Source organism: Massilia scottii (assembly GCF_030846495.1).
Lineage (GTDB): Bacteria > Pseudomonadota > Gammaproteobacteria > Burkholderiales > Burkholderiaceae_D > Telluria_A > Telluria_A violaceinigra.
The window spans coordinates 1-20,919 of record NZ_JAVCWM010000041.1 but is presented as its reverse complement, the minus strand read 5'-3'; the positions used below and the strand labels follow the sequence as shown (position 1 = coordinate 20,919).

Sequence of the window (20,919 nt, the reverse complement as noted above, 5' to 3'; positions counted from 1 at the left end):
CCTGTGGTCAAGAGGTCTTGCGTGCTGCTTAGTTTAAGGTTTTATGCAGGCCTTGTAAATCGTAGACGCGCAACTCGTCGAGATGACGCATGCCTTCGACCGCAGCCTCCGCACCCGCTATTGTAGTGTATGTCGTCACGCGCGCGGCCAAAGCCGAAATCCGGATCTGGCGCGAGTCGACGATCGCACTGCGTTTTTCTTCGACCGTGTTGATCACCAGCGCGATCTCGTGGTTCTTGATCATGTCGACCACGTGCGGACGGCCTTCGATCATCTTGTTCACGGCCTGGCACGGAATGCCCGCCGCCGTGATCACCGCCGCCGTGCCCTTGGTCGCGACGACCTGGAAGCCCATCGACTGCAGGTCGCGTGCCACTTTCACCGCGCGCGGCTTGTCCGACCCCTTCACCGACAGGAATACCTTGCCCGATTCGGGCAGCTTGACGCCGGCGCCCATCTGCGACTTGACGAACGCTTCGCCGAAGGTCATGCCCACGCCCATGACTTCACCGGTGGACTTCATCTCGGGTCCGAGAATGGTGTCCACACCCGGGAATTTCACGAACGGGAACACCGCTTCCTTCACGCTGTAGAACGGCGGGATGACTTCCCTGGTGATGCCCTGCGATTCGAGCGACTGGCCGACCATGCAGCGCGCCGCGATCTTGGCCAGCTGCAGGCCCGTGGCCTTGGATACGAACGGCACCGTGCGCGAGGCACGCGGGTTCACTTCCAGCACGAACACGGTATCGGCCATCACGCCATCGACTTCGGTCTTCTGGATCGCGAACTGCACATTCATCAGGCCGACCACGTTCAGGCCCTTGGCCATGAGCGAAGTCTGGCGCTTGAGTTCATCGATGGTCTCTGGCGAGAGCGAATACGGCGGCAGCGAACAGGCCGAGTCGCCCGAGTGCACGCCAGCCTGCTCGATGTGCTCCATCACGCCGCCGATGAAGGTGGTTTCGCCGTCCGAAATGCAGTCGACATCGACTTCGATGGCGTCGTTCAGGAAGCGGTCCAGCAGCACCGGGGAATCGTGCGATACCTTGACCGCTTCGCGCATGTAGCGTTCCAGGTCGCGCTGTTCGTGGACGATTTCCATCGCCCGGCCGCCCAGCACATACGATGGACGCACCACCAGCGGATAACCGATTTCCTGCGCCAGCGCCAGTGCTTCGGCTTCCGTGCGCGCGGTGCGGTTGGGCGGCTGGCGCAGGCCCATTTTCTGCAGCATCTGCTGGAAGCGTTCGCGGTCTTCGGCCGCATCGATCATGTCGGGCGAGGTGCCGATGATCGGCACGCCGTTCGCTTCCAGGTCGAGCGCAAGCTTCAGCGGGGTCTGGCCGCCGTACTGCACGATCACGCCGACCGGCTTTTCGATGGCGACGATTTCCAGCACGTCTTCCAGCGTCAGCGACTCGAAATACAGGCGGTCCGACGTATCGTAGTCGGTCGACACGGTCTCGGGGTTGCAGTTGACCATGATGGTCTCGTAGCCGTCTTCGCGCATCGCCAGCGCCGCGTGCACGCAGCAGTAATCGAATTCGATACCCTGGCCGATGCGGTTCGGGCCACCGCCCAGCACCATGATCTTTTTCTTGTCGCTCGGGTTGGACTCGCACTCTTCATCGTAGGTCGAGTACATGTACGCGGTGTCGGTCGAAAATTCGGCCGCGCAGGTGTCGACCCGCTTGTACACCGGACGGATGCCCATCGCGTGGCGCGTCTCGCGCACGACCTTGTCGCTCGTGTGCAGCAGGAAGGCCAGGCGGCGGTCCGAGAAGCCTTTTTGCTTCAACTTGTACAGGGTCGGCTTGTCGATCGCCGCCAGCGTCTGGTTATCGAGCCACAGTTCGATGTCGACGATTTCCTTGATCTGCACCAGGAACCACGGATCGATGTGGGTCAGCTGATGCACTTCTTCCAGGGTGAAGCCCTGGGCAAAGGCGTCGCCCACGTACCAGATGCGGTCCGGACCCGGCTCGCCCAGTTCTTCTTCGATCTTCTCGCGGTCGCGCGTTTTCTCGTTCAGGCCATCGACGCCCACTTCCAGGCCGCGCAGGGCCTTCTGGAACGATTCCTGGAACGTGCGCCCGATCGCCATGACTTCACCGACGGACTTCATCTGGGTGGTCAGGTGATGGTCGGCGGCCGGGAATTTCTCGAACGTGAAGCGCGGGATCTTGACCACGACGTAGTCGATCGACGGCTCGAACGAGGCTGGCGTTGCGCCGCCGGTGATCTCGTTGCGCAGTTCGTCGAGCGTGAAGCCCACGGCCAGCTTGGCGGCGATCTTGGCGATCGGGAAACCGGTCGCTTTCGAGGCCAGCGCCGACGAACGCGAGACGCGCGGATTCATTTCGATGACGATCATGCGCCCGTCAGCCGGGTTGATCGCGAACTGCACGTTCGAGCCGCCCGTGTCGACGCCGATCTCGCGCAGCACCGCGAGCGACGCGTTGCGCATGATCTGGTATTCCTTGTCGGTCAAGGTCTGCGCCGGCGCCACGGTGATCGAATCGCCCGTGTGCACGCCCATGGCGTCCAGGTTTTCGATCGAGCAGATGATGATGCAGTTGTCCGCCTTGTCGCGCACCACTTCCATCTCGTACTCTTTCCAGCCGATCAGGGACTCTTCGATCAGCAGTTCCTTGGTCGGCGACGCTTCCAGGCCGCGCTTGCAGATGGTCTCGAATTCTTCTTCGTTGTAGGCGATCCCGCCACCGGTGCCGCCCATGGTGAACGATGGGCGGATGATGGTCGGGAAGCCCATTTCGCGCTGCACCGCCCACGATTCGTCCATCGAGTGGGCCACGCCGGAGCGCGCCGAACCGAGGCCGATCTTGGTCATCGCTTCCTTGAACTTGGAGCGGTCTTCAGCCTTGTCGATGGCTTCCGGCGAGGCGCCGATCAGCTCCACGTTGTACTGTTTGAGCACGCCGTTGTTGTGCAGGTCGAGCGCGCAATTGAGCGCGGTCTGGCCGCCCATGGTCGGCAGGATCGCGTCGGGACGCTCCTTGGCGATGATGCGCTCGACGACTTTCCAGGTGATCGGCTCGATGTAGGTCACGTCCGCCATTTCCGGGTCGGTCATGATGGTCGCCGGGTTGCTGTTGACGAGGATGACCTTGTAGCCCTCCTCGCGCAGCGCCTTGCACGCCTGGGCGCCGGAATAATCGAACTCGCAAGCCTGGCCGATGATGATCGGGCCTGCGCCAATAATCAGAATACTTTTAATGTCACTACGCTTTGGCATTGGGCTCTTTCTACAATTCGTTTTTCTCAGCGGCTTGCATCATGCTGATGAAGCGGTCAAACAGGTAAGCTACATCGTTCGGGCCCGGCGAGGCTTCCGGGTGGCCCTGGAAGCAGAAGGCCGGCTTGTCGGTGCGGGCAAAGCCCTGCAGCGAGCCGTCGAACAACGATACGTGGGTCACGCGGCAGTTGGCCGGCAGGGTTTGCGCGTCGACCGCGAAACCGTGGTTCTGCGAGGTGATCATCACCTTGCGCGAATCGAGATCCTGCACCGGGTGATTGGCGCCGTGGTGGCCGAACTTCATCTTGAGCGTGCGCGCGCCGGAAGCGAGCGCCATGATCTGGTGACCTAAGCAGATGCCGAAGGTCGGGATGCCGCGCTCGATCAGTTCGCGGCTGGCCGCGATCGCGTAGTCGCACGGTTCCGGATCGCCCGGGCCGTTGGCAAGGAAAATCCCGTCCGGGTTCAGCGCCAGCGCGTCGGCGGCGCTGGACTGGGCCGGCAGCACGGTCACTTTGCAGCCACGTTCGGTCAGCATGCGCAGGATGTTGCGCTTGACGCCGTAGTCGAAGGCGACCACGTGGAATTCAGGGTCGGTCAGCTTGCCGTAGCCAACGCCGAGCTTCCATTCCGTTTCGGTAAATTCGTAGGCGGCGGTGGTCGAGACCACCTTGGCCAGGTCCATGCCGGCCAGGCCCGGGAACGAGCGCGCCAGTTCCAGTGCCTGCACCTGCGACGGCTCGTTACCCTGCGTGCCGACCAAAATGGCGCCGCCCTGCGCGCCCTTTTCGCGCAACAGGCGCGTCAGCTTGCGGGTATCGATGCCGGAAATGGCGACGATGTTTTCGGCCTTGAGGTAATCGGACAGCGACTGGGTCGAACGGAAGTTCGATGCCAGCAGCGGCAAGTCGCGGATGATCAGCCCTGCGGCGTGGACCTTGCTTGCCTCGACGTCTTCCGGATTGACGCCCGTGTTGCCGATGTGCGGATAGGTCAGCGTGACCAGCTGGCGCGAGTAGCTTGGATCGGTCAGGATTTCCTGGTAACCGGTCATGGCCGTGTTGAACACGACTTCCCCGGTGGTATGGCCGGCGGCGCCAATGGAAAAACCTTTAAATATCGTTCCATCGGCGAGAGCCAGGATGGCTGGAACGGCGGGGCCAGAAAAAAATGGCGGCAAGGGCAACTCCTGATAAAGTTACCGTAGCTGCGCCACGTCAGACCGACGACCATGGTTTCCCGGTGCGCTTGCGCTCAGGGGGATGGTGTCATTTTGAATGAGGGATGGTGGGTAGTCGCTACGGTAGGTGTATGAATGGCTAAACCTCCGAATTATAGCGCAACGCGGCCTTCCCGGCAATCGCCGCCGGGCCTGATTACGTCGCTTTTCGCGCTTTTACTGGACATGACCGGCCGTCCTCTATACATTTATTACAGCATCCCGAGGCAAACATTTACCAGGAAATGTGATTATGTCTACGTTTGGAAAAGATACGCCGATGGAGCGCCCCAGCCCGGGCGGGCGGGCAGCGGTCTTCGTGCCCAAGGTGAGCGCGGACGACGCGGTCAAGGACATGCTCAAGAACGGCTCTGGCATGGTTGGTTTCGGCAACAGCGATGGCTCGGTCACCGTTTACTTCGAGAACAACCGTTTCAACGACTCGTCCCTGCACAAGTGGGAAAGCAAGGTGTGGAAATCGTACGGGAGGATGGTCGAACTGTCGCCCACTGTAAACAAGCTCGTGTGCGACGCCAGCAACCTGACGCAGGTCGGTTTCGTCCAGGGTCCGGAAATCGAGGTGCGCGACATGCCGCTGCTGCTCGAATGGCTGGAACGGACCAACGCCGCCGATTCGGCGCCGCAAGGTCCGCTGATCCACTCCTGACCCGGCGGCACCGGATCGCCGGATCGCCGGACCGCGCAAACAAAAACTGCAATCACAGACCGAGTTCGCTCAGCCCCGGATGATCGTCCGGGCGGCGCCCGAGGGGCCAGTGAAACTTGCGCTCCTCTTGCCTGATCGGCAGGTCGTTGATGCTGGCATGGCGCAGCGCCATCAAGCCGTGCTCGTCGAACTCCCAATTCTCGTTGCCGTATGAACGGAACCAGTTGCCGGCGTCGTCGCGCCACTCGTAGGCAAAGCGCACGGCGATGCGCTTGCCGCCGAAGGCCCATAACTCCTTGATCAGCCGGTAGTCGAGCTCGCGCACCCACTTGCGCGTCAGCAGGGCCACGATGGCCTCGCGCCCGCTGACGAATTCGGCGCGGTTGCGCCAGCGGCTGTCGGCGGTATAGGCCAGCGCCACGCGCGCCGGGTCGCGCGAATTCCAGCCGTCTTCGGCCAGGCGCACCTTGCGCGTAGCCGCGTCGTGCGTAAAGGGCGGCAATGGAGGACGGTTTTCGGTAGCGCTCATGGACATTTCCTCGAATCAAAACGACAACATACGCGATCGCCGGCGTGATTACCCGCACCAGGCAGCACCGAAAAACCGGATCAGCGCGGTAGCGGACACCGCGCAGTCATGCAAGGCGCCGAGGTGTAATCATCAGTAAAAAGTAATCAAAAACAACAATTCATAAATACAGTTCCATTTTGCAATTTAAGTTGATCTATAATATCAAACATGCATGTCCGACTGGCCGCATCACGGCCGGGGCAACGCGTCAGCAGGCCCACATCACCACGGTGAAGCGGGCCTGTTTTCATTTAACCGCTCTGAATAATAGGTCTTCCGTGAACTTACGTCTTTCTTCCGCCGCGCTGGTCGCCTGTTTCGCCATCCTTACCGGCTGCATGACGCCGCCGCAAACGCCGGTGGCCCTGGCGCCGCAAGCGTTCGTCGCGCCGACCAACAACTACGGCGTCTACATGGCGGCGCTGCCGGTGGTCGACACCCAGTTTCCCGGCGCGAATTGCCTGTTGTGCATGGCTGCGGCCTCGGTCATGAACTCGTCCCTGACCACCCACGTCAAGACACTGCCTTACGAAGAATTGCCACAATTGCCGGCCCAGGTTGCCACCATCCTCAAGCAGCGCGGCGCGAACGTGACCATGATCGAGAAACTCGATTTCGCCGCCCTGCCCGACAACGGCAAGGCTGCTCCGGGATTCTCGCGCAAGGACCTGTCCGGCCTGAAGGCCAGCCACAAGATCGACAAGCTGCTGGTGATCAGCCTGAACATGGTTGGCGTCGAGCGTCCCTTCGCATCGTACATTCCGACCAGCGACCCGAAAGCGAAAATCGCCGGTGCCGCCTACATCGTCAACCTGGCCGACAATTCGTACGAATGGTACGTGCCGCTGGACGTGCAAAAGGCTGCCGACGGCAAATGGGATGAACCGCCGACCTTCCCTGGCGTGTCGAATGCGTATTTCCAGGTACTGGAAATGACCAAGGACCAGATCGTCAAGCCATTGTCCAATTAAGCCATTCACTTTTCTGAAAGACCAGCCCCCATGATGCGTTTCGCCCGCCGCCTGCCACGCCCCCACCTCGTTTCCGCCTGCCTGGCGCTGTGCGCGGGGGTGGGCCTTTCCATGCCATGGCAGCCGGTGCATGCCGCGGAAGTGCCGGTCCAGGCCGGCGTAGCCGCAAGCGATGCGACGGCGCAGCGCGTCGGCCTGCGCCTTCCGGCCGCCGACAAGGTGGCGTTTCATGGGGCGCTCAATTTCGACAAGGCTGGCGGTGGCGGCGGCGCAATCGTGTATGCGGCCCCCGGCCTGGTCGGCCTGCTGGCCTCTGTCGCCACACATGCAATCGTCTCGGGCACCATGCGCGACCTTGAAAAGGAACGCATCCGCACCAAGGCGGACCAAGTCCTGGCCCCCTACCAGAGCGTGCTCGATGCCTACACGCACCAGGAGCTCATGCAAGCCTCGCTGGCGCACATGAAGACCGGCGGCGCCAGGCAGATCATCGCGCAAGCGGCCGCGCCGGCCCAGGGAGACGTCGTGATCGACAGCGTGCCCCTGTTTTACCTGACACAGGACCACCAGGCGCTCATCCTCGACAACGCCATTTCGATCAAAACGGCGGGCCGCGTCACGCCCTACGAAAACATCATCCGCATCGTGTCGCCGGAGCGCGGTGGCCAGGCCGGGCCGGATGTGTGGCTCGGCGACGACGCCGGCATGCTCAAGTGGGAAAGTGCGCGCATGTACGCGCAAGCGCTCGATATCGCGCTGGCGGACATGGCAACGGCCGGCGCGGCTGCGCTGCCGTTCAAAACCGTGCGCTACAACGAAGGCGCGGTCGAGCGCATGGAGCGCGCGCAGTTGATCAGCGAAAGCTGCGACTACCTGGTCTTGCGCACCCTGCGCGGCAATCTGATGGCGGTGCCGCGCAAGGCGGAAGCGCAAGCGGGCTGCGGCGCTGCCGCTACGCCTGCCGGCTGAGCGGCAACCCCAGTTCCACGGTCCGCGCAAGCCAGCGCGGACCGGCCTGATCAGGCCAGCGCGGCGATGCCCGCCTTGGCGATCTGCGCATCCTGGTCCGACTTCACGCCCGACACGCCCACGGCGCCGATCACGTGGCCGTCGACGATCACCGGCACGCCGCCCTCGAGCATCCCTTCCACGAACGGCACCGTCAGGAACGCCGTGCGGCCGTTATTGATGATGTCTTCATAGACCTTGCTCTCGCGTCGGCCCAGGGCCGCCGTCTTGGCCTTGGAGGGGGCGATGTGCGACGACAGCGGCGCGGCGCCGTCCAGACGCTGCAGCGACAGCAGGTGGCCGCCGTCGTCGACGATGGCGATGGTGACCGCCCAGTTGTTGGCGATGGCTTCGGCTTCCGCTGCGGCGGCGATTTTCTTGACGTCGGCGAAGTTCAGGTACGGTTTCGATGGCATATTGAGTCCCAGGTGAATGAATGCGGCGGATTTTACGGCATGCGCGAACGCTGCCGATATCGGAACGGCTATAGCGCTTATGACTGCTGGAGTGCCTTGAGCTTGGCTTTGATCTGCGGCATCATCGCCGCGGCGGCCTGTTCTCCCGCCATGATGGCGCGGTTGCGGCCGGCAAAATCGTTGCTGCCCATCTTCGCCAGCGCTGGCGAGATGACGATGTCGGCATCCTTGAGCTCGTAGTGATTGAGGCGCTGGCCCATGATGGCGAAGGTCTGCATCAGCACTTCCAGCGAGCTGACGGCCGCCTGGGCGTCGGTCTGGCTCGAAATATTGACGGCGATAATGAAATCGGCGCCCATTTCGCGCACGAAGCGCACCGGCACCGGCGCCACCAGGCCGCCATCGACATACGAGCGGTCGCCGATGCGCACCGGCTGGAACACGCTAGGCACGGACGAGGACGCGCGCACCGCCTGCCCCGTGTTACCGCGCCGGAACAGGATCGGCTGACCGTTGTTCAGGTCGGTCGCGACGGCGCCGAAGGGGATCTTGAGCTTTTCGATCGGCACGTTCTTGACGGCCTTGTTCACATAATTCTGCAAGGCTTCACCCTTGAGCACGCCCGAGGACTTGCCGAACAGCGGCATGGCCCAGTCCGAAATCTCGGCCTCATCCATTTCCATGGCGGTCTTTTGCAGCGCGAAGCCATCGTTGCCGGCGGCATACATGGCGCCGACCACGCTGCCGGCGCTGGTGCCGACCACGATTTCCGGATAGATGCCCTGCGCTTCGAGCGCCTTGATCACGCCGATATGGGCGAAACCGCGCGCGGCGCCGCCACCCAGGGCCAGGCCGATGCGGATCTTCTTGGGCAGCGCGGCGGCGGCCGGCTGCAGCACGGCGGCTGGCTTGGCCGGCGGAGGGGTGGGGTTGCTGCGACAGCCGGCGAGCAACACAGCGAGGGCGATCAGGGTACGGCGTTTGGTGAACATAGTGGTCGTCAAAGAAGCGAAGACCACGATTGTACCTGCTCCCGGGAACGCAGTAGCGCGCCAGGCTGCGCTGGTGGCGCCGATCTAATTGCCAAGTGGATAAAGTGGCATAATCGTTTATACCAACCAGGAAAGTCGGCAATGATCAGCAGCGACAGCGACCTCACCCACGTCAAGATTGTCCGTTCCCAGCAGTACTTCAACAAACTGAGCCTGTTTTTCTACGATGCACTGCTGTATGGCGTGATTTCGAAGTATGCGTGGGGATGCTCGATTGCGCGGCTCGATGCGCATTACCGCAAGCACATCAGCGCCAATCATCTTGAGGTGGGGGTCGGCACCGGGTTTCTGCTGAACCGGGCGCCGCTGGTGCCCACGGCGCGCCTGGCGCTGATGGACCTGAGCGCCGAGTGCCTGGCCAAGACCTTGCCCAAGGTGGCGCGCTACCGGCCGGAAACGTACGTGCAGAACATTCTGGAACCTGTGAAGCACGCGGTCGCGCCCTTCGATTCGATCAGCATTAATTATGTGCTGCACTGCGTGCCGGGCAGCCTGGACCGGAAAAGCATCGCCCTCACCCATCTTGCGGCGCTGCTGGCGCCGGGCGGACGCCTGTTCGGTACCACGGTGCTGTCGGAAGGCGTGCGCAAGAACCTGCTGGCGCGGCCTTTCATGTGGCTGATGAATGCGCTCGGGGTGTTCAACAACCGGCAGGACAATGCGCGTGCGCTGGAAAACTATCTGCGCGCCCATTTCAAGGTGGTGGAGTTCAGCGTGGAAGGGGCGACGGCGATCTTCGCGGTGGAAGCCAGGTCGACCTGATAGAAATTGCGTGGGGAGAAATGCGGCCAGCGCGCCGCGATTGCCTTGGGCCGTGCCACGCACCGCCCAAGGCAACATCAGCATTCAAGCGTTGGCTTAAAAGCTGATTGTCTCGCCGGTATTGCCCTTGATCATGCGTACTTCTTCAATGGCAACCGATCCCGCGCCGATAAACGCGTTGGCGCTGCCGAGCGACCCGTTCGTGCCGGTTGCCGACCCACTTGCGGAGGACCGTGCCAGTACCTCGATGGTACTCACGCCGGAGCTAAGGGCGGGCGCCACGAAGTTAAATGCGTTGGCGTTCAGCGTTTTCAAGATGAGCTGCAGCTCCTCCGGGTCGGCGCAAGTCACCGCGCCGGTTGTTAAATCGGCCTTACAGTTCAGGCCTGAAAACCTGGCCTTGAGCGTCTGCACACGGTCGCAGAACACAATGCCATCGCCAGTCGTGCTGGTGGCGTCCTGACCGGTCGAGGGCTGAGCATAACTGACCGCGCCAGAGGGAGCGGTAATCTTCACTTTCACGCGGACGGTCCCGCGCGCTTCCGCCGTATCGAGGGAACCATTGGTGCTTTTTACCGTCGTATCGGTGACAATGCCGCATTGAAGCGATGCATTGATAAACAGGTCCTTCTGATTCGCCGTCTTGAGCTGCTGCTTCAAGATACTCGTCCAGCCGTCGCTGCCCTTGTCGGCACAGCCAGTAGCGCTACCGCTACTGCATGGCGGCAAAACGGTGAGCGAAGTGTAAGCGAACGTCGCTTTGGACGATGGCAGAGACTGCGCGGAGGCATTCATGCCGCCCAGTCCTGCCAACAGGCCAACGACGATGGACACGGTTTTCAGTTGAATACGCTGTTTGCTTTGCTTATTCATTATCACTCCAATTTTCAAATTAAATTCAAAATGGAATGCACTCGCCAAAATGCATTTCATAAACACTGCACGTAGGAAACCTTCTTTTCCAGCACGAACAGTTATAGAACTCTATTTCCATTGGATAGAATGAACTTTGATTTTTTATAATATTTCATACATTGCAATAATTTGCATGAATGAATCATTTGCTGATCCCTACAGCAATGCGCAACGTGTTCCGGTCAGCGTCAGGCCGCCGGCAGCGACACGATAAAGCTGCTGCCCTTGCCCGCTTCCGACTTGATGGTCAGGTTGCCGCCGTGGCGCAGCAGCACGTGCTTGACGATCGCCAGCCCCAGCCCGGTGCCCTGGGTTTCGCGCGAGCGGCTCTTGTCGACCCGGTAAAAGCGTTCGGTCAGGCGCGCGATGTGGATCTGGTCGATGCCGATGCCGGTGTCGGTGGCCACGAACTGCGGGCCGTTCGGGCCGATCTGCCAGGCCAGGTGCACGGTGCCGCCGGGCGGCGTGTAGCGCACCGCGTTCGACGCCAGGTTGCCGAAGGCGCTGCGCAGCTCTTCCGCATTGCCGGTAATGCCCGGCCCGTTGACGCTGGACGTGATCTGGTGCTTGCCGCCCGACAGCGCCCTCGCCTCCTGCACGATCTGCTCCATCAGCGCGGCAATGTCGACCGACTCGCTGCGCAGCGGGTAATCCATCGATTCCAGGCGCGACAGGGTCAGCATGTCCTCGATCAGGCGCTGCATGCGGTGGCCCTGCTCGGTCATCAGTTTCAGGTGCGACATGCGCGTTTCCGCATCGAGGTTCATTTCGCTCGACGCGATTTCGAGGAAGCCGACGATCACCGTCAGCGGCGTGCGCAGCTCGTGCGAGGCGTTGGCGATGAAGTCGCGCCGCATTTCCTCGATGCGCTGGGTTTCGGTGGCGTCGTGCGTGACCAGAATCTGGCGCCGGTTCTCGAACGGGATGATCTGGCAGATCAGCTTGCGGTCGCGAAAGCTCAGCGTCAGCGGGCTGTCGTAGCGCCCGAGGATGATGTAGTCGATGAAATCCGGATGGCGGATCAGGTTGGTGACGCGCATGCCCTTGTCGCGCTCGAGCGTCAGGCCGAGGTGGCGTTCGGCGGCCGGATTGCACCATTCGAGGAACAGAACGTCGTCCATGATGGCCACGCCGTCGGGCAGCAGGTGCATGGCCTGGCGGAAACGGGCCAGCCATTCGGTCAGTTCGGCCTGGTTGCGTTCGTCGTCGCGGCGCAGGCGGTACAGGCGCGAAAAGATATTGGTCCAGGAACCCCAGCCGTCGGGGAGCTTGGCGGAGTGCGGGTCGTCCAGCCAGTCGCCGAGCTGGTGCAGGTAGGAGAGCTGGATGAACAGCAGGATGAAGACCGAGAGAAAGGCGACGGCCAGGCCGTAGACCAGGCCGAACAGCCACCAGAACACGCCCGCGCCAAGCAGGATGAAGCACATGCGCAGCAGCGCGGGGATCCAGAACAGCAGTTTCGGGTTCATGTTGCGGGGGGTGTCCTTTTTTACAGCTAAATCCATCGTACGATATTCGCGCAGCCTCACCCTCGTCGTTCCCGCTCGCTGCGTCGTTCCCGCCGAGTGCCGCCTTGGCGCGGGAAGTCGCTTCTGGCGGTGCCAGGAACGACGAGGTAAAGGTATGGGTTACGCCGGTATCGATATCGGCTACGTCAAATCACTTCTCCGACAGCATATACCCCACGCTGCGCACTGTCTTGATCAGCTTTTCCGATTCCTTGAGCGCCTTGCGCAGCCGGAGCACATGCACGTCGACCGTGCGTTCCTCGATCACCACATGGTCGCCCCACACCTTGTCGAGCAACTGGCTGCGCGAAAACACCCGTTCCGGATGCGCGAGCAAAAACTTCAACAGCTTGAACTCGGCATGCCCCATGTCGATCTTCTGGCTGTCGATCGACACCGTGCAGCTGACCGGGTCCAGGGTCACCGGCCCGGCGCTCATGACCGCCTGGTCATGCTCCGGACTCTTGCGTCGCAGCAGCGCCTTGGCGCGCGCCAGCAGCTCGCGCGGCGAAAACGGCTTGGTCACGTAATCGTCGGCGCCGTTGTTCAGGCCGGCGATCTTGTCCTCTTCCATGCTCTTGGCGGTCAGCATGATCACCGGAATATCCTGGAAATTCCGGTCCGAGCGCATGCGCGACAGCATCCTCAAGCCCGTCTGGTCCGGCAGCATCCAATCGAGCAAAATCAGGTGCGGAATGCGCTGCTGCATGAATTCCCAGGCGTCGGCCACATTCTGCACCGAACACACATTCCAGCCCGCCTCGCGCAGCGAGAACGTGACCAGTTCCACAATCGCCGGCTCGTCCTCTACAATCAATACAGTCGTTTTGTCAGATGCCATTGATATTACGGTAAGGGGTTGTCAGGGATCGAGTGCGCCTGTTTGGAGTGCCGGATATCCTTGCCTTCAACGACATAGATGACATATTCCGCGATGTTCTTGGCATGGTCGCCAATGCGCTCGATGGCCTTGGCCACCCACAAGGTGTCCAGCGCCGACGAAATGGTGCGCGGGTCTTCCATCATGAAGGTAATCAGGTTGCGCATGATGGAGCGGAATTCATGGTCGATCACCGCATCCTGGGCGATCAGCTGCAAGGCCTGCTTGCCGTCGAGGCGCGCAAAGGCGTCCAGCGCATCGTGCAGCATGTCGGACGTGGCGGTGGCGATCGTGCGCACCATTTCATAATGGTTCACGCCGACGGCGCCGCGCCCGTGCAGATTCTTGGAGGTGCGGGCAATCTTGGCCGCTTCGTCGCCGATGCGCTCCAGGTCGGTGATGACCTTGATCGTGGCCATGACCGTGCGCAGGTCGTTGGCGGTCGGCTGGCGCCGCACGATCAGGTGGCTGCAGGCGTCGTCGAGCGCCACTTCCAGCTGGTTGACTTCGTCGTCTTCCGCGATCACGCGGTCGGCGCGCTCCAGGTTGCCGATGCGAAAACACGTCATCGCGTCGAGGAACTGGGTCTCGACGATGCCGCCCATCAGCAACACCTTGGAGCGGATGGTTTCAAGTTCGTGGTCGTACTGCTTGGATGAATGCTCGCCTATCATTGCTGCTCTCCGTAATTAGAATGGTCGTGGCTCAGCCAAAGCGTCCGGTGATGTAATCCTGCGTTTCCTTGCGGGCGGGATTCATGAAAATCTGGTCGGTCTCGCCGAACTCGACCAGCTCGCCCAGGTACATATAGGCGGTGTAGTCCGAGCAACGCGCGGCTTGCTGCATGTTGTGGGTCACGATGGTGATCGTGTAATCCTGTTTGAGTTCGCTGATCAGCTCTTCCACTTTCGCGGTCGAGATCGGATCCAGCGCCGAGGTCGGCTCGTCGAGCAGCAGCACGTCCGGCTTCACCGCCACGCCGCGCGCGATGCACAGGCGCTGCTGCTGGCCGCCCGACAGCGACAGGCCGCTCTTGGTCAGCTTGTCCTTGACCTCGCCCCACAGCGCGGCTTTTTTCAGCGCCCATTCGACGCGCTCGTCCATCTCGCCCTTGGACAGGTCTTCGTACAGGCGCACGCCGAAGGCGATATTGTCGTAGATCGACATCGGAAACGGGGTCGGCTTCTGGAACACCATGCCGACCTTGGCGCGCAGCATATTCACGTCCTGGCCCGGATCGAGAATGTTCTTGCCGCGGTACATGACAGAACCTTCCGCGCGCTGGCCCGGGTACAGGTCGTACATGCGGTTCAGGGTGCGCAGCAGGGTCGACTTGCCGCAGCCGGATGGGCCGATGAAGGCCGTGACCTGCTTTTCGAAAATGTCGAGGCTGACGTTGGTCAGGCTTTGCGTCTTGCCATAAAAGAAATTCAGGCCGGAAATCTCGATCGTCTTGTTCTTTGGCGTTACAGTAGGAATCGGTGTAGGCATAGGGCTCATAGAGGGATCCGTCGATTATTTTGTGGTTTTCTGGCTGAACATGGTACGCGACACGATGTTCAACAACAACACGCTAAAGGTCAGCAGCAGCGATGCGGCCCACGCCAGGTTGACCCAGTTGGTGGCCGTGCTTTGTGCAAAGGTATTAATGACCACCGGCAGATTGGCAATCGGTGCATTCATGTTGGAACTGAAGAACTGGTTGTTCAGCGCCGTGTACAGCAGCGGCGCGGTCTCGCCGGTGATGCGCGCCACCGCCAGCAGCACGCCGGTCACCACGCCCGACTTGACGGCGCGCAGGCGCACCGTGGTCGCCACTTTCCAGCGCGGCGCGCCGAGCGCGAAGGCTGCCTCGAGCAGGTTCTGCGGCACCAGGCGCAGCATGTTGTCGGTGGTGCGCACCACCACGGGGATGGCGATCAGCGACAGCGCAATCGAGCCGGCGTAGCCGGAATAGTGCCCGGCGACGTTCACATACAGGGTCCACACGAAAATACCGAGCACGATTGACGGCGCCGACAGCATGATATCGGTCACGAAACGGGTCACCTGGGCGAAGCGGTTCTCTTCGCCGTATTCGGCGAGGTAGACGCCGGCCAGGATGCCGACCGGGGTGCTGATGAAGGTCGCCAGGCCCACGATCATGAGGCTGCCGAGGATGGCGTTGCGCAAACCGCCGCCTTCGCTGTCGGGACCGGGCGTATCGTTGATGAACAGGTCGAGCGACAAGCCGGCGAAGCCCTTGATCAGCAGGGTCGACAGGATCCACAACAGGAAGATCAGGCCGACCGACATGGCCACCACCGACAAGGCGATGCCGATCCGGTGCTTCCAGAGGCGCTTGCGGTAGACCGGGTTAACAATAGTCTGGCTCATTTAATGCCTTCCTTGCGCGACATTCCCGCCAGCATCAGCTTAGCTGCGGACAATACGATAAAAGTAATGATGAACAGAATCAGCGCCAGCGCCAGCAAGGACGAGGTGTGCAGCGGCTGCTCGGCTTCGGCGAACTGGTTGGCCAGGATCGAGGCGATACTGTTACCGGCCGAGAAGATCGACCACGACAGGTTGTTGGCGTTACCGATCACGAAGGTGACCGCCATGGTCTCGCCGAGCGCGCGGCCCAGGCCGAGCATGACGCCGCCGACCACGCCGGTCTTGGTATAAGGCAGCACGATCTTGCGCACGACTTCCCACTTGGTGCAGCCCAGGCCGTATGCCGACTCTTTCAGCACGGCCGGTACGATTTCGAACACGTCGCGGATGACGGAGGCGATGAAGGGGATGATCATGATCGCCAGCACCAGGCCGGCGGCGAGGATGGAAAAACCCATCATCGGGCCGCTGAACAGCTTGCCGATGATCGGCAGCTGGCCCAGCGTGGCTTTCAGGAAAGGCTGGACGTATTCCGAAAACAGGGGCACCAGCACGAACGCGCCCCACATGCCGTAAATGATCGACGGAATGCCCGCCAGCAGTTCGACGGCGGTGCCCAGTGGGCGGCGCAGCCAGACCGGGCAGATTTCCGTAAGGAACAATGCGATGCCGAAGCTGACCGGAAACGCGATCAGCAAGGCGATAATCGAGGTGGCGAGGGTGCCCACGATGGGGATCAGCGCGCCGAATTGCTGGTTGCTCGGATCCCACTCGGCGCTGGCGACGAAGCCGAGTCCGAATTCCTTGAAGGCGGGAGCCGCGCCGATGATGAGCGAAGCGATGATGCCGACCAGGACCAGGAGGACCGAAGCCGCGAACAGCAGGGTCACTTTATGGAAAATAAAATCCTGCATGCGCTGCTTGCGCATGGTGGAAAGCAAAGCAGCGTGCTCAAGGTCAGGCGCTGCGGGCTTGTTCATGGCCATTGCGATAGTTGGGTTTGCGCTCATTGATTGACTTCGCCAGGTGTCCACATGATGTTGATCACTACAAAAGGGGCAGGCTGGCCGCACACGCGCCCTGCCCGCCCGATGTTATTGCCAAAAATTACCAGATTGTCTTGCCGGAAGCGTCTTTCAGATTGGCTTTCCAGGCGTCGCCGACCAGCTTGGTGACGCTGTCCGGCAGCGGCACGTAGTCCAGGTCGACGGCAGCCGCGTCACCATTCTTGAACGCCCAATCGAAGAACTTGAGCACTTCCTTGCCTTTGGCGGCATCGGCCTGGCTCTTGTGCATCAGGATGTACGACACGCCGGTGATCGGCCAGCTGTTCTTGCCTGGCTGGTCGGTCAGCACGACGCCGAAGCCCGGTGCCTTGACCCAGTCGGCCGAAGCCGCTGCCGCCTTGAAGTTCTCGTCGTCCGGCTGCAGGAAGGTGCCTTCCTTGTTCTTGAGCTGGGTGTGTGCGATCTTGTTCTTCTTGGCGAAGGCCCACTCGACGTAGCCAACCGCCCCCTTGACGCGCTGCACGGTCGAGGCGACGCCGTCGTTGCCCTTGCCGCCCACGCCGACCGCCCATTTCACCGATGCATCCGCACCGACTTTGGTCTTGAATTCCGGCGACACTTTCGACAGGTAGTCGGTAAACAGGTAGGTGGTGCCCGAACCGTCGGCGCGGTGCACAACGGTGATGTCGTCGGCCGGGAGCTTGACGCCCGGGTTCAGGGCTGCGATTTCAGGGGCATTCCACTTGGTGATCTTGCCCAGGTAGATGTCGGCGATGACCGGACCGGTCAGCTTCATCGCGCCAGGAGCGATACCGTCCAGGTTGACGATGGTGACAACGCCGCCCATGATGGCGGGGAACTGCATCAGGCCTGCCGCGTCCAGCTCTTCAACGCCGAGCGGCTTGTCGGAAGCGCCGAAGTCGACGGTTTTCGCTTTGATCTGCTTGATGCCGGCCCCGGAGCCGACCGATTGATAGTTCATGCCATTGCCGGTCGCCTTCTTGTACGACTCCGCCCATTTTGCATACACAGGGTAAGGAAAGGTCGCACCCGCGCCGGTCATGTCCGCAGCCATGGAGTTCGCTGCCGCCAGTGCGCCGACGCCAACGATAATGGAAGCTAACAACTGTTTCATTCGCATATCAAGTCCTTGTGGGTTATACAACGTGGAATGCTGCGCAGTCTAACGCGCAAATATGACACGTTTATGACATGACCGAAATCCTGTAAGAATCCTTTTTCTGGCTGCATGATACGCTTGGCATGCCGATTCGCCATGTCACACAATTCGGGGTGTGTGTCACCGACCTGTAATATTTCTTTATTACACTGGCTGCGTTTACTATTATCTATCTGACTAGTTAAAGACATAATGAAAACTGCATCGACGTCGGACCCGGCGCGCGCCAACATCTTCCTCGACCGGGAGCTGTCGCAATTGACGTTCAACCGCCGCGTACTGGCCCAGGCCGAAGATACATCGCTGCCCCTGCTGGAACGGCTGCGCTACCTGTGCATAGTCAGCAACAACCTGGACGAATTCTTTGAAGTGCGCGTGGCCAGCCTGCTGGCCCAGGGCAACCTCGCGGAAGATCCGGCATTGGCTGCCAACTTGGCGCGCATCAGCAACGAATGTCACAGCCTGGTCAAGGACCAGTACGCGGTTCTCAACACCGAAGTGCTGCCCGAACTGCAGAAAAAGGGCGTGCACCTGGTGCGCCACACCGACCGCAACGATGCACAGCGCGCCTGGGTCAAGGAATACTTCGAGCGCGAAGTGCGCCCCCTGCTCACCCCGATCGGGCTCGACCCGGCCCACCCGTTTCCGCAGGTGGTTAACAAGAGTCTCAACTTCATCATTTCGCTGACCGGCAAGGATGCCTTCGGGCGCGGCACCGGGATTGCCATCGTCAAGGCGCCGCGGGTGCTGCCGCGCGTGATCCGCCTGCCCGACCACCTGTCGACCAACGGCGGCATGTCGTTCTGCCTGCTCTCCTCCATCATTCACTCGCACATCGAAGACCTGTTCACGGGGCGCGAAGTGATCGCCTATTCCCAATTCCGGGTCACGCGCGACAGCGACCTGTGGGTCGACGAGGAAGAGGTCAAGAACCTGCGCCAGGCGCTCAAGGGCGAGCTGCAGGGACGCCAGTTCGGCACCTCGGTGCGGCTGGAAGTGGCCAAGAACTGCGCGCCGGAACTGGCCGACTTCCTGCTCGAACAGTTCGGACTCGACAAGAGCCGCCTGTACGCGGTGGACGGCCCGGTCAACCTGGTGCGCCTGGCCGAGCTGATCGACCATGTGAAGCAGCCGAGCCTGCGCTTCGAGCCTTTTGTTCCCGGCATGCCGCAAAAGATCGCGCATCACGACATCTTCGAGCAGCTCAAGAAGCACGACATTTTGCTGCACCACCCTTTCCAGTCGTTCCAGACCGTGGTCGACTTCATCCAGGTGGCCGCGCACGACCCGTCGGTGGTGGCGATCAAGCAGACCATTTACCGCACCGGCATGCACTCGGACCTGATGGAAGCGCTGATGGCCGCCGCCCGCGCCGGCAAGGAAGTGACGGTGATCCTGGAACTGATGGCGCGTTTCGACGAAGAAGCGAACATCAACTGGGCCGACAAGCTCGAGCAGGCCGGCGCCCAGGTGGTGTACGGCGTGGTCGGCCTGAAAACCCACGCCAAGGTCGCGCTGGTCATCCGGCGCGAGGAAGCCGACGCCGACGGCAACCCGGGCGGGCTGCGCTTCTACGCCCACCTCGGCACCGGCAACTACCACCTGACCACTACCCGCCTGTACACCGACTTCGGCCTGTTGACCGCGCACGCGGAAATGGCGCAGGAAGTGAACGAAGTGTTCATCCATCTGACCAGCCTGACCAAGCCGCACAAGCTGACCCATTTGTGGCTGGCGCCGTTCGCGCTGCAGAGCGAGATCATCAAGGCGATCCGCAACGAAGCCAAGATCGCCCGTTCCGGCCGGCCGGGGCGCATCATCGTCAAGATCAATGCGCTGGTGGACGAATCGGTGATCCGCGCGCTGTACGCGGCTTCGCACGACGGGGTGAAGATCGACCTGATCGTGCGCGGCGCGTGTACGCTGAAACCGGGCGTGCCGGGGCTGTCGGAAAACATCAAGGTGCGCTCGATCATCGGCCGCTTCCTGGAGCACAGCCGGATCTACTACTTCCGCAACGACCTGGCGCACGATGTGTACCTGGCCAGCGCCGACTGGATGAGCCGCAACCTGTTCCGCCGCATCGAAGTCGCCTTCCCCATCCTGGACAAGGCGCTCAAGCGGCGGGTGATTACCGAGGGATTGAACCCTTACCTGAAAGATAACTCGAATGCATGGGAGCTCGATCCGAGCGGGCATTACCAGCGCCGCCGGGTGCGCGGCAAGCAGGTTGAATTTTCGGCGCAGCGTCATCTGATGCAACTTTTGGGCCGGCCGCCGGTCGATAGCGAGTAAGGAGACGACAGCATGGATCTGATTTTATGGCGGCATGCGGAGGCGTACGACGCCGAACCGGGCCAGGACGACATGGAACGCGCGCTCACGCCCAAGGGCCAGAAGCAGGCAAGGCGCATGGCCGACTGGCTGACCTCGCAGCTGCCCGACAGCTGCCGCATCCTGGTCAGCCCGGCGCTGCGCACCTTGCAGACGGTGGAGCCGCTCAAGCGCAAGTTCAAGATCGTGCACGATCTGGCGCCGGGCGCCGATCCGGAAGATGTGCTGATGGCGGCCAACTGGCCCAACGGGCGCGAGCCGGTGCTGGTGGTCGGCCATCAGCCGACCTTGGGCCAGGTGGCGGCCTTGCTGCTGTCGGGCCAGCCGCAGGATTGGCAGATCAAGAAGGCCAATGCGTGGTGGCTGGTGCAGCGCGAGGCGCTCGATCCCTACAGTCTGTACTTGAAAGGCGTGATGGCGCCCGACCTGATTGTTAAATAGATGCAGCGCAAGCTTGAATTGCGACATCGATCTGCTAAAGTTTAGGAGTATCAACTAAGGGAGAAATCGCTCAACGGCGGTTCATGATCATGTTCAGCATGCTCGTCATGGCCATTTTTGGAGGGATGGTTGGGTTGGTGCTGTATGAGCTGGTGGAAGAGGTTCACGGCAGCGCGCTCGACCTGCGCGATCGCTATCACGAATAGCACAGGGCCTGATAAGGCCGGAAAAAGCGGCAAGGCCTTTTGGGCGCTTGCCGCTTTTGCGTTTGTGCGGACGAGCGTAACCGGGAAGCTATCGCGCCACCACTGCCGCCAGCGCGCGACGGTGCGCGGCGAGACGGCCAGCTGCTA

The 20,919-nt window shown here is 61.5% G+C and carries 20 protein-coding genes; 7 read left to right on the top strand and 13 right to left on the bottom strand.

What is annotated here, in order from left to right; genetic code table 11:
* Positions 1 to 28: 28 nt before the first annotated feature.
* Positions 29 to 3,259 carry a carbamoyl-phosphate synthase large subunit gene (gene carB, locus RBA41_RS31765; protein WP_306628350.1) on the bottom strand — a complete coding sequence of 1,077 codons (3,231 nt, stop codon included), beginning with the start codon at positions 3,257 to 3,259 and terminating at the stop codon, positions 29 to 31.
* A 10-nt stretch (positions 3,260 to 3,269) separates the two neighbouring features.
* A complete protein-coding gene (gene carA, locus RBA41_RS31760; RefSeq protein ID WP_306628349.1) occupies positions 3,270 to 4,439 on the bottom strand; it encodes a glutamine-hydrolyzing carbamoyl-phosphate synthase small subunit in 1,170 nt (389 codons plus the stop codon).
* Between the two features lie 292 nt (positions 4,440 to 4,731).
* Here carA and RBA41_RS31755 point away from each other — a divergent pair, with 292 nt between their 5' ends.
* On the top strand, positions 4,732 to 5,145 hold the full coding sequence (locus RBA41_RS31755) for a hypothetical protein (RefSeq protein ID WP_306628348.1): 414 nt from the start codon (positions 4,732 to 4,734) through the stop codon (positions 5,143 to 5,145).
* 52 nt (positions 5,146 to 5,197) lie between these two features.
* Here RBA41_RS31755 and RBA41_RS31750 read toward each other — a convergent pair whose 3' ends face one another.
* Positions 5,198 to 5,680: a nuclear transport factor 2 family protein gene (locus RBA41_RS31750; protein WP_306628347.1), complete on the bottom strand. Its 483-nt coding sequence runs from the start codon at positions 5,678 to 5,680 to the stop codon at positions 5,198 to 5,200.
* A gap of 314 nt (positions 5,681 to 5,994) precedes the next feature.
* Between RBA41_RS31750 and RBA41_RS31745 the strand changes: the two genes are divergently transcribed.
* Both RBA41_RS31745 and RBA41_RS31740 read left to right on the top strand, forming a co-directional pair.
* Positions 5,995 to 6,687 (top strand): YajG family lipoprotein, encoded by a 693-nt coding sequence (locus RBA41_RS31745; RefSeq protein WP_306628346.1) that lies wholly within the window; start codon positions 5,995 to 5,997, stop codon positions 6,685 to 6,687.
* Between the two features lie 30 nt (positions 6,688 to 6,717).
* Positions 6,718 to 7,656, top strand: a complete 939-nt coding sequence (locus RBA41_RS31740; protein WP_306628345.1) for a hypothetical protein — start codon at positions 6,718 to 6,720, stop codon at positions 7,654 to 7,656.
* A gap of 50 nt (positions 7,657 to 7,706) precedes the next feature.
* Here RBA41_RS31740 and RBA41_RS31735 read toward each other — a convergent pair whose 3' ends face one another.
* Both RBA41_RS31735 and RBA41_RS31730 read right to left on the bottom strand, forming a co-directional pair.
* Complete coding sequence (locus RBA41_RS31735; protein ID WP_306628344.1) at positions 7,707 to 8,111, bottom strand: heme-binding protein; 405 nt, start codon at positions 8,109 to 8,111, stop codon at positions 7,707 to 7,709.
* A gap of 77 nt (positions 8,112 to 8,188) precedes the next feature.
* Positions 8,189 to 9,103 (bottom strand): patatin-like phospholipase family protein, encoded by a 915-nt coding sequence (locus tag RBA41_RS31730; protein WP_306628343.1) that lies wholly within the window; start codon positions 9,101 to 9,103, stop codon positions 8,189 to 8,191.
* A gap of 141 nt (positions 9,104 to 9,244) precedes the next feature.
* Between RBA41_RS31730 and RBA41_RS31725 the strand changes: the two genes are divergently transcribed.
* Positions 9,245 to 9,925, top strand: coding sequence for a class I SAM-dependent methyltransferase (locus tag RBA41_RS31725; RefSeq protein ID WP_306628342.1), 681 nt, complete (start codon positions 9,245 to 9,247; stop codon positions 9,923 to 9,925).
* 96 nt (positions 9,926 to 10,021) lie between these two features.
* Here the strand turns inward: RBA41_RS31725 and RBA41_RS31720 are convergent, their stop codons facing one another.
* The 8 genes from RBA41_RS31720 to pstS form a co-directional block, all read right to left on the bottom strand.
* The gene (locus RBA41_RS31720; RefSeq protein ID WP_306628341.1) at positions 10,022 to 10,798 is read right to left on the bottom strand and encodes a hypothetical protein; all 777 of its coding nucleotides are present in this window, start codon (positions 10,796 to 10,798) and stop codon (positions 10,022 to 10,024) included.
* Positions 10,799 to 11,028: 230 nt separating this feature from the next.
* Positions 11,029 to 12,309, bottom strand: coding sequence for a phosphate regulon sensor histidine kinase PhoR (gene phoR, locus RBA41_RS31715; protein WP_306628340.1), 1,281 nt, complete (start codon positions 12,307 to 12,309; stop codon positions 11,029 to 11,031).
* 190 nt (positions 12,310 to 12,499) lie between these two features.
* Positions 12,500 to 13,189: a response regulator gene (locus RBA41_RS31710; protein ID WP_099880526.1), complete on the bottom strand. Its 690-nt coding sequence runs from the start codon at positions 13,187 to 13,189 to the stop codon at positions 12,500 to 12,502.
* 5 nt (positions 13,190 to 13,194) lie between these two features.
* The gene (gene phoU / locus RBA41_RS31705; RefSeq protein WP_054267437.1) at positions 13,195 to 13,902 is read right to left on the bottom strand and encodes a phosphate signaling complex protein PhoU; all 708 of its coding nucleotides are present in this window, start codon (positions 13,900 to 13,902) and stop codon (positions 13,195 to 13,197) included.
* 31 nt (positions 13,903 to 13,933) lie between these two features.
* The gene (pstB, locus tag RBA41_RS31700) at positions 13,934 to 14,719 is read right to left on the bottom strand and encodes a phosphate ABC transporter ATP-binding protein PstB (RefSeq protein WP_306628339.1); all 786 of its coding nucleotides are present in this window, start codon (positions 14,717 to 14,719) and stop codon (positions 13,934 to 13,936) included.
* A gap of 24 nt (positions 14,720 to 14,743) precedes the next feature.
* Positions 14,744 to 15,604, bottom strand: a complete 861-nt coding sequence (pstA, locus tag RBA41_RS31695) for a phosphate ABC transporter permease PstA (protein WP_306628338.1) — start codon at positions 15,602 to 15,604, stop codon at positions 14,744 to 14,746.
* On the bottom strand, positions 15,601 to 16,590 hold the full coding sequence (pstC, locus tag RBA41_RS31690) for a phosphate ABC transporter permease subunit PstC (protein WP_306628372.1): 990 nt from the start codon (positions 16,588 to 16,590) through the stop codon (positions 15,601 to 15,603). The genes pstA and pstC overlap by 4 nt, the downstream gene beginning before the upstream one ends.
* A gap of 121 nt (positions 16,591 to 16,711) precedes the next feature.
* Entirely contained in the window at positions 16,712 to 17,746 is a 1,035-nt protein-coding gene (gene pstS, locus RBA41_RS31685) for a phosphate ABC transporter substrate-binding protein PstS (RefSeq protein ID WP_374709631.1), read from the bottom strand.
* Positions 17,747 to 17,983: 237 nt separating this feature from the next.
* Between pstS and ppk1 the strand changes: the two genes are divergently transcribed.
* The 3 genes from ppk1 to RBA41_RS31670 all read left to right on the top strand — a co-directional run bounded on the left by ppk1 (position 17,984) and on the right by RBA41_RS31670 (position 20,772).
* Positions 17,984 to 20,086, top strand: a complete 2,103-nt coding sequence (ppk1, locus tag RBA41_RS31680; protein ID WP_306628336.1) for a polyphosphate kinase 1 — start codon at positions 17,984 to 17,986, stop codon at positions 20,084 to 20,086.
* Positions 20,087 to 20,098: 12 nt separating this feature from the next.
* The gene (sixA, locus tag RBA41_RS31675; RefSeq protein WP_167093866.1) at positions 20,099 to 20,566 is read left to right on the top strand and encodes a phosphohistidine phosphatase SixA; all 468 of its coding nucleotides are present in this window, start codon (positions 20,099 to 20,101) and stop codon (positions 20,564 to 20,566) included.
* Between the two features lie 83 nt (positions 20,567 to 20,649).
* Entirely contained in the window at positions 20,650 to 20,772 is a 123-nt protein-coding gene (locus RBA41_RS31670; RefSeq protein WP_267876252.1) for a hypothetical protein, read from the top strand.
* Positions 20,773 to 20,919: the final 147 nt, after the last annotated feature.